The organism is Streptomyces sp. NPDC048420 (assembly GCF_040651535.1).
In the GTDB taxonomy this organism is placed as follows: Bacteria; Actinomycetota; Actinomycetes; order Streptomycetales; family Streptomycetaceae; genus Streptomyces.
Genome location: NZ_JBEZKG010000035.1, coordinates 67,871 through 75,743, shown reverse-complemented (window position 1 = coordinate 75,743; position 7,873 = coordinate 67,871). Strand labels below are relative to the sequence as shown.

Annotated in this window: 7 protein-coding genes; 5 read left to right on the top strand and 2 right to left on the bottom strand. The window is 71.3% G+C overall.

The window, feature by feature from the left end; genetic code table 11:
* Positions 1 to 205: 205 nt before the first annotated feature.
* The 4 genes from AB0D34_RS41690 (at position 206) to AB0D34_RS41675 (ending at position 4,622) form a co-directional block, all read left to right on the top strand.
* The gene (locus AB0D34_RS41690; RefSeq protein WP_362672018.1) at positions 206 to 1,234 is read left to right on the top strand and encodes a CHRD domain-containing protein; all 1,029 of its coding nucleotides are present in this window, start codon (positions 206 to 208) and stop codon (positions 1,232 to 1,234) included.
* 228 nt (positions 1,235 to 1,462) lie between these two features.
* Positions 1,463 to 2,692 carry a sigma-E factor regulatory protein RseB domain-containing protein gene (locus AB0D34_RS41685; protein WP_362672017.1) on the top strand — a complete coding sequence of 410 codons (1,230 nt, stop codon included), beginning with the start codon at positions 1,463 to 1,465 and terminating at the stop codon, positions 2,690 to 2,692.
* Between the two features lie 33 nt (positions 2,693 to 2,725).
* Complete coding sequence (locus tag AB0D34_RS41680; RefSeq protein ID WP_362672014.1) at positions 2,726 to 3,724, top strand: ABC transporter ATP-binding protein; 999 nt, start codon at positions 2,726 to 2,728, stop codon at positions 3,722 to 3,724.
* Positions 3,711 to 4,622: an ABC transporter permease gene (locus AB0D34_RS41675; protein WP_362672011.1), complete on the top strand. Its 912-nt coding sequence runs from the start codon at positions 3,711 to 3,713 to the stop codon at positions 4,620 to 4,622. Before AB0D34_RS41680 ends, AB0D34_RS41675 begins: the two co-directional genes overlap by 14 nt.
* Here the strand turns inward: AB0D34_RS41675 and AB0D34_RS41670 are convergent.
* Together AB0D34_RS41670 and AB0D34_RS41665 are read right to left on the bottom strand one after the other, a co-directional pair.
* Positions 4,612 to 5,202 (bottom strand): NAD(P)H-dependent oxidoreductase, encoded by a 591-nt coding sequence (locus tag AB0D34_RS41670; RefSeq protein WP_362672009.1) that lies wholly within the window; start codon positions 5,200 to 5,202, stop codon positions 4,612 to 4,614. The two genes, AB0D34_RS41675 and AB0D34_RS41670, sit on opposite strands and share 11 nt — an antisense overlap.
* A 169-nt stretch (positions 5,203 to 5,371) precedes the next feature.
* Positions 5,372 to 5,863 (bottom strand): DUF6668 family protein, encoded by a 492-nt coding sequence (locus tag AB0D34_RS41665; protein WP_362672006.1) that lies wholly within the window; start codon positions 5,861 to 5,863, stop codon positions 5,372 to 5,374.
* A gap of 129 nt (positions 5,864 to 5,992) precedes the next feature.
* Here AB0D34_RS41665 and AB0D34_RS41660 point away from each other — a divergent pair, with 129 nt between their 5' ends.
* Positions 5,993 to 7,597, top strand: a complete 1,605-nt coding sequence (locus AB0D34_RS41660; RefSeq protein WP_362672004.1) for a hypothetical protein — start codon at positions 5,993 to 5,995, stop codon at positions 7,595 to 7,597.
* The last annotated feature ends 276 nt before the right edge of the window (positions 7,598 to 7,873 follow it).

Below are 7,873 nucleotides of genomic sequence, written 5' to 3'. Positions count from 1 at the left end.
CCTCCGCCTTGCAGCTGCACGCACCAGACCCCGCTCACCTGCACTGACAAGGCGCCGTTCCTTGGAGCCGGCCTGATCCGCCGGACAGGCCCTAGTGACGCACGTCACTATATTGGACTGAATCCAACCTGAGATCTCTTCCGAATTGCATGCACAGAAGCCGACGCAGGGGGCGTCGGCCGCAATACGGGGAGAAATCAGGATCATGGGCATCAACACGACGTTCTCGACACGCCGTAAGAGCCTCGCCGTCACCGCGGTCGCGGTGGCCGCCGCCGGTGGGATCGCCGCCGCGGTGATACCCGCCTTCGCCGCCGGAGGCACCCGTGCCGACCACGCGGGTCACTCCGGCCACCCGGGTGGCGGACAGGAGATCGTGAGCCGGAACGCGGCCGCGGCCGCGGTGGGCGGCAAGGGCGGCACGTTGCTCGCCGCGAGCCTGCGCGGGGCCAACGAGGTTCCCGTGGCCGGCGGTCCCGCCGTCGGCGACCGGGACGGCGCCGCACTGGAGTTCATCAAGGTCAAGGGCGACAAGGTCTCCGTCGCCGTGAAGTGGGCCGGCGTGGCCAGGCCCACCGCGCTCCACATCCACCAGGGCGCGAGGGGCGTCAACGGAGGCATCAAGGTCGACTTCACCGACCTGCTGAAGAGCAGCCGGAACCACACCGTCACGGGCACGGTGAAGGTCGATGACAAGGCCCTGCTGGCGCGGCTGAAGGCCGACCCGAACTCCTTCTACGCCAACCTCCACACCGGCGAGTTCCCGGGTGGAGCCGTCCGCGGCCAGCTCCACAAGGTCACCGTCGCCGCCTTCGACTTCCGTGCCGCCCTGCACAACTTCCAGGCGTCCGTGGTCAAGGGCCAGCAGATCTACCAGTGCAAGCCGGCCGAGGGCGGCGGGTACGCATTCGCCCAGCGGGACGTCGCCGCCGTGCTCGGGGGGAACATCGCGCACTCCTTCGTCCGGCCGAACTCCGGTACCCCGCAGTGGATCGCGCCCGACCGCAGCGCGGTCACCGGAACCCTCCTCTCCAAGACCCCGAACGGGGACAGGAACATCCCCGAGCTCGATCTCAGGGCCACACAGTCCGGTCGGCACCACGGCCTGCTCGCCCGGACCGTGGAGATCCTTCGCCTGAACACGGTCGGCGGGGTCGCCCCGGCGGGCTCCTGCAAGCCCGGCACGGTCGTCGGTGTTACGTACCAGGCCGACTACGTGTTCCTGCGGAGCTGACCCGTTCCGGAGCGGCGCCCCCTACGGGTCGTAGGGGGCGCCGGCATGTCGTGTCATACCCCAGGTGTACGCGGAGTTGGCCCCGAGGGTTGACGCATGCTCGTGGCGGATTTGGTCAGATGGACACCACGGAAAACACCACTCCTCACCGATTCGGGTGAGAATGGCGGCTACGGGGTGGACGCACGGGAGTTGACAGCCGCCGCCGACGACGGAGGTAAGGCACACATGGCACCGTACGAAACCGACGACAGCGCGACCGCCGCGGGCGCCGACGAACTGCGGGCGGCGCGTCGACGCAAGGCCGCGCGGTACGTCGTGCCGGCCACGGTGGTGGGAGTCGCGGCGGCGACCATCGGGCTCGTCCCGGCGCTCGCCGACTCGGGCGACCCCGACCTGCCGAAGATCAGCGCACAGCAACTCATCGAGAAGATCGCCGCGTCGGACGTCCAGCAGCTGTCCGGCACGGTGAAGATCACCACGGATCTCGGCCTGCCGGACCTCGGCGGCCTGGAGAACTCGCTGGGCTCCGCCGCGGGCCCCTCCGGCTCGGGCGACGGCGCGTCCGCGGACCCGTCGAGCAAGCTCACCGAGCTCGCCTCGGGCACGCACACCCTGCGCGTCGCGGCCGACGGCGAGGACAAGCAGAAGGTCTCGCTCCTGGAGGACGCGGCCGAGTACAGCCTCATCCACAACGGCAAGGACGTCTGGGGCTACGACAGCAAGTCCAACTCGGTCTTCCACACCACGGCCTCCGAGAGCGACGGAAAGCACAAGGAAGAGCTCCCGGCCACGCCCAAGGACCTCGCCGAGGACGCCCTCAAGGCCGCCGACAAGACCACCTCGGTGACGGTGGAGGGCACCGCGCAGGTAGCGGGCCGGGACGCCTACCGCCTGGTCATCAAGCCCAAGGACGAGGGCTCGACGGTCGGTCAGATCACCGTGGCGGTGGACTCCAGGACCGGCCTGCCGCTGAAGTTCACCCTCACCCCGGCGAGCGGTGGCGCGGCCGTCGTGGACGCCGGCTTCACCCAGGTCAGCTTCGCCAAGCCGGCCGCCTCCACCTTCGACTTCACCCCGCCGAAGGGCGCGAAGGTCGAGGAGGAGGACGCCACGAGGGCGCCGGAGCACTCCGAGGTCCCCAAGGACTTCGGCAAGGGCTCCGCGGAGGGCCTCGGCAAGGACGGCCTCGACGGCCTGAACGTCATCGGGGACGGCTGGGACTCCATAGCCACCTTCGACACCGGCGGCCAGGGCGTCCCGTCCGGCTCCGAGGCCGGCGGCGGTGACATCGGCGGCTTCCTGGACTCGCTCGGCGACAAGGTCTCCGGCAAGTTCGGCGAGGGCACCGTCTTCAAGACCCGCCTGATCAACGCCCTGATCACGGACGACGGCAAGGTCTACGTCGGCGCGGTGACCAAGGACGCGCTGGTGAAGGCGGCGAACGAGGGGAAGTAAGTCCCCCACGGGCACGACGAATCGAGGAAGCCGATGGGCGAACCGTCCGCCAAGGAGCCGGATCCGGAGGGGTCGGGTGACGGCGCTCCGGAAGGAGCGGGTGACGGTGTCATCGTCACCCGCGCCCTCACCAAGCGCTACCGCGGTGGACAGCTCGCCGTGGACGGTCTCGACCTGACCGTCCCGGCGGGCAGCGTCTTCGGCTTCCTCGGCCCGAACGGCTCCGGCAAGACCACCACCATCCGCATGCTGATGGGCCTGATCGAGCCGACCTCCGGCTCCGCGCGCGTACTGGGCCGCCCCATGCCGCGCGCCACCCGGACCGTACTCCCGCACGTGGGCGCGCTCATCGAGGGCCCGGCCCTCTACGGCTACCTCTCCGGCCGCGACAACCTCGTCCGCTACGACGCCGCCGACCCGACCGCCGACCCGCGCACCCGGCGCGCCCGCGTGGGAGCGGCACTGGACCGGGTGGGTCTGGCGGCCGCCGCGGGGAAGAAGGCGAAGGCGTACTCGCTGGGCATGAAACAGCGACTCGGCCTGGCGGCGGCCCTGCTCCAGCCCCGCAGACTCCTGGTCCTGGACGAACCGACCAACGGCCTGGATCCGCAGGGCATGCGGGAGATCCGCTCCCTGGTGAGGGAGCTGGCCTCCGACGGCACCACCGTCTTCCTCTCCTCCCACCTCCTCGACGAGATCGAACAGGTCTGCACCCACGCGGCCGTGATGGCCCAGGGGCGCCTGATCACCCAGGGGTTGGTGGGGGATCTGGCGGCGGGGGCGAGGGGGCGCCTGGTGGTGACGACTCCGGACCCGGCGGAGGCGGCGCGGGTCCTGAAGGAACAGGGCATCGGTGACGTGGTCATCGCCGAGGACCGAGTCACCTCCGACCCTCCGGACGGCGAACTGGCCGACATCAACACAGCGTTGGTGGCGGCGGGGGTGAGGGTGCGGGGTTTCGGAGTGGAGAGGGCCTCCCTGGAGGACGCCTTCGTAGCGCTGACGGGGGAGGGCTTCGATGTCGCAGGCTGAGCTGAGCGCCCCTCAGGGGCGCGGGGAACTGCGCGACCAGCCACAGACTGCCCGTACCCGCCGCACAACCTTCCGAGCCACCCTCTTCCGCAACGAGCTCCACACCACGTTCCGCCGCTGGCGCACCCTCGCCCTCCTCGCCGTCCTCGCAGCGGTCCCGATCCTCGTGGGCATCGCGGTAAAGATCGAGACCAGCGACGGCTCCTCGACAGGCGGCGGCGGTGGTGGACCCGCCTTCATCTCCCAGATCACCAACAACGGCCTGTTCCTGGTCTTCACCGCCCTCGCCGCCACCCTCCCCTTCTTCCTCCCCATGTCCATCGGCGTGATCGCGGGCGACGCGATCGCGGGCGAGGCCAACGCCGGCACCCTGCGCTACCTCCTGGTCGCCCCGGCGGGCCGCACCCGCCTGCTGCTGACCAAGTACGCGACGGTGATGGCGTTCTGCCTGGTCGCCACCCTCGTGGTCGCACTCTCGGCACTGACGGTCGGCGCCATCCTCTTCCCGCTGGGCGATCTGACGACGATCTCCGGCACCCGGATCACGTTCACGGAGGGCCTGGGCAGAGCTCTGCTGATCGCCCTGGTGGTGGCCGCGTCACTGACCGGCGTGGCGGCCCTCGGCCTGTTCGTCTCGACGCTCACGAACAGCGGTATCGCGGCGATGGCCACGACGGTCGGCCTGCTGATCACGGTCCAGATCCTCGACCAGATCCCCCAACTCCACGCCCTCCAGCCGTACTTCTTCTCCCACTACTGGCTGTCCTTCGCCGACCTCATGCGCGAACCGGTCTACTGGGACGACCTGGTGAAGAACCTCGGCCTCCAGGCCCTGTACGCGGCGGTGTTCGGTTCGGCGGCGTGGGCGCGGTTCACGGCGAAGGACATCACGGCGTGAGCTGTTCGTAGGGGAAGCGGGCGAGAGGTGCCTCCTGGGCGAAGAAGGTCTTCGCGCGGCCGAGGGCGTCGGTGTCCCTCAGTACGTCACCGGGCTTGCTGCCGTTGCCGAGCAGTACTCCGCCGAAGCGCATCCCCAGGTACGCGGCCGAGTTGCTGAGGGTGCCGACCAGCGGGTCGGCGACCTCGAACTCCTGGTGGGCCAGCGCGGTGACACCCCAGAGCGTCCGTCCCGCCATGGTCGCCTTGAACTCGACGCCCGGTGTGCGCAGCCATCCCGACCAGTGGTCGAGGTAGCGCTTGACGTGTGCGGACACCGAGTACCAGTACAGCGGCGACACGATCACGATGTCCGTTGCCGCGAGCGTCGCGTCGAACAGCCGGGCCGTGTTGCCGATCGTCGGACGCACATGGTCGGTGTCGTGGCGGAGATCCTCGAAGTCGGGCAGCGGATGTTCCGCGAGGTCGATCCACTGCTGCTCGACGTCCGAGGGCAACTGCTCGGCGGCCCGCCGGGCCAGCAGCTCGGTGTTGCCCTCGCTGCGGCTGCTGCCGAGCACGAACAGGAAGCGGCGCGTCATGGAGTTCCCCTGGTTGATCGGCTTATGGCAAATACTCGCACGTGCATTATATGCGTACGCATTTACCTGTCCAGGGTGGCTGAGCGGGCCCGCGGTGGATGCTCCGGGCGTGACGGACGAGGACGCCGGGGCGGAGGCGGAGGCGGGGGCGGAGGCGGGGCGGAGGCGGTTAAGCGGCGGTGGCTCGGATGAGCCGGACCAGTGGTTCGGTTCCGCGGGGTGGTGTGCCGTTCAGATCGCCCAGGCGCCACGCGGGCACCCATGGCACGCGGTGCACGTCGACCATGGACTCGATCTCCTTGAGCCGCTGGGCGAGCGGCCGGGGAAGCCGTCCGGGGGCGTCCGCGACCAGGACGACGGCGTCGAGGTCGAGGTGCGGAGGGTGTTCACCGCGCCGGAAGAACTCCAGTGCGCGGCGGGCGGCGAGCAGCCCCGCGGCGTGCGTGCGGGCGACGAGCAGGACGGAGGCCGGGGCGCCGGGGCCGGGCCAGTCGCGTCCGCTGTCGTGACCGCCGTAGACGGCGGCCAGGGTGGAGACGCCGGCTCCGCCGTGCGTGCCGACCCACGCGAACCGTCTCCCTGCCGGGGCCACCGGCCCGCGGATCCAGATCTCCGGTCCCTGCTGCACGCTCTCCGCCTCTCGTCGCACGTCAGTGCGCATGCCCGCGCTCCGACCCCGTCATCCCGCCCGCCCCGCACCTCCTGGAACAGGCCTGTGACATCACGGTGACGTGAGAACCGGGGGCGAGCGGAGAGACTCGACACTACGTGCACGACCGTGAGGGATGAGATGTCTCGACTCAGCCGCGAAAAGAAGCGCGACCAGCAGCCGGGGGCGACCCCGATCGACGTCCGCGTCCCCCTGGCGGGTGAGTGCGCGACGGTGGCCGGAACGACGGTCACCGCGACGCCGGGCGAGGAACTCCACCAGACCGTTCTGACCCACCTCCACCATCTCGCCCGCACCGCGGGCCACACCGTCCACGCCACGATCCACGATGCCCGCATCGGTTACGTCGTCCCCCTGGAGGTCACCACGGACGGCGCCAGCCGCTTCACGGCGGAGCCGGTACGGATGGCTCCGCCGGAGGTACCGGGGACGGCCGCGGAGTCCGCGGCGGCGGATCGTTCCCCGGAGGCGTTCGGCGCACCACGAGGCCCTGTCCTCCTCAGCCCGCCGCCGGCCGAGGAGCCCCTTCAGCCCGACCCGACATCGGATCCGGCAGCCGACCTGACACCGTCCGACGGCCCGGAGAACCCCGCACGGACACCGTGGCCCTCCGCCCCACGGACCGCACCCGCCCCGCAGGACCGGGCACCCATGGGCTCAGCCGCACCCGCCCCGCAGGACCGGGCACCCATGGGCTCAGCCGCACCCGCCCCGCGCCACCAGTTGCCCGACACCCCCGTCCCCCATGACCGGCCCGCCCATCCGCCACGGCCCTTCCCGGACGCCCCGCGGGACGCGTCCCCCACCTTCCGCCTGGGCAACCTGCCCGAGCCCCACCCGACGGATGACGAACCGTCCCCGACCCACGTCCTACGACAGCCGGCGGCCACCCCGCCACCTGGCTCGCCCCCGGCTCAGGCCCCCGGGACGGTGGCGCCCCCGACGGGCGAGTTCGGCCCGCCCCCGGTGATGGACGGCACCCCGGCCCTGCCCACGACCCCCGAGCCGCTGTCGCCGTACGGCCCCCTCTCACCCCCTGCTTCTGTCCCCGTCCCCCTGCCCCCGACCGACTTCGCTCCCATCTCCACCCCTCAACCGCTCCCCTCCACCCCAACACCCCCACCCACCCCTCGTCCTGCCCCTCACCCCACCCCCCTCCTCGACCCCGTCCCCCTCCTCGACGACCCCGGCCTCCGCCCGACCCCCGTCCGGGGGTTCGATGCCGTGGCCGAGGTTCTGATGGGGGAGGAGGCGGTGATCGAGGAGACCTCCTCGCTCGCGGAGCCGGTCGGGCGGATCGGTGAGGCGGTGCGGGAAGGGCGGACGGACGCGGCCGCGGAGTTGGCGGAGCAGGTGGTCGCCGAGGCGTCCGGCACGCTGGGGCCGGACCACCCCGACGTCCTGCGGGTGCGTGAACTCGCCGCCTACATCGCCTACTTGGGCGGCGAGCCGATCCGCGCCACGGAGATCTCCCTCGACCTGGCCGCCGTTCAGCACCGCGCCGGAGACGCCGAGTCGGCCTACGGCAACATGCAGAGCGCGGCCACCGCGTGGCGGGCCGTACGCGATCCGCAGAAGGGTCTGGCCCTCGGCAGCGATCTGCTCACCCTGTGGACGGAGATGGCCGCCGGGGAGGGCCCGGCGGCCGAGGAACCGGACCGTCTGGAGTCGGCCCGCGCCCGCATGCTCCGCCTCGCGGAACGCGCACGGAACGCCAACCCCTAGGGCCTGTCCGGCGGATCATGCCGGCGGCGCGGGGTCTGGCACGCACATCTGCCGCGTTGTCGTCACTCGCCGACGCTCCGCGTCGACTCCCTCCTCCGCCTTGCAGCTGCACGCACCAGACCCCGCTCACCTGCGCTGACAAGGTGCCGTTCCTTGGAGCCGGCCTGATCCGCCGGACAGGCCCTAGGGCCTTCTGACGGATCATCGCGGCGTTGCGACGCCCGGCACGCACGCTCGCCGCACGGGGCGAAGGGCCAGGCGACTCCGCCACATGAC

Bases quoted from the DNA above. Each gene is read 5' to 3' on its own strand.
- AB0D34_RS41675 (WP_362672011.1), top strand. From the start codon at position 3,711: ATGTCGCAGGCTGAGCTGAGCGCCCCTCAGGGGCGCGGGGAACTGCGC.
- AB0D34_RS41690 (WP_362672018.1), top strand. From the start codon at position 206: ATGGGCATCAACACGACGTTCTCGACACGCCGTAAGAGCCTCGCCGTC.
- AB0D34_RS41665 (WP_362672006.1), bottom strand. From the start codon at position 5,863: ATGCGCACTGACGTGCGACGAGAGGCGGAGAGCGTGCAGCAGGGACCG.
- AB0D34_RS41670 (WP_362672009.1), bottom strand. From the start codon at position 5,202: ATGACGCGCCGCTTCCTGTTCGTGCTCGGCAGCAGCCGCAGCGAGGGC.
- AB0D34_RS41685 (WP_362672017.1), top strand. From the start codon at position 1,463: ATGGCACCGTACGAAACCGACGACAGCGCGACCGCCGCGGGCGCCGAC.
- AB0D34_RS41660 (WP_362672004.1), top strand. From the start codon at position 5,993: ATGTCTCGACTCAGCCGCGAAAAGAAGCGCGACCAGCAGCCGGGGGCG.
- AB0D34_RS41680 (WP_362672014.1), top strand. From the start codon at position 2,726: ATGGGCGAACCGTCCGCCAAGGAGCCGGATCCGGAGGGGTCGGGTGAC.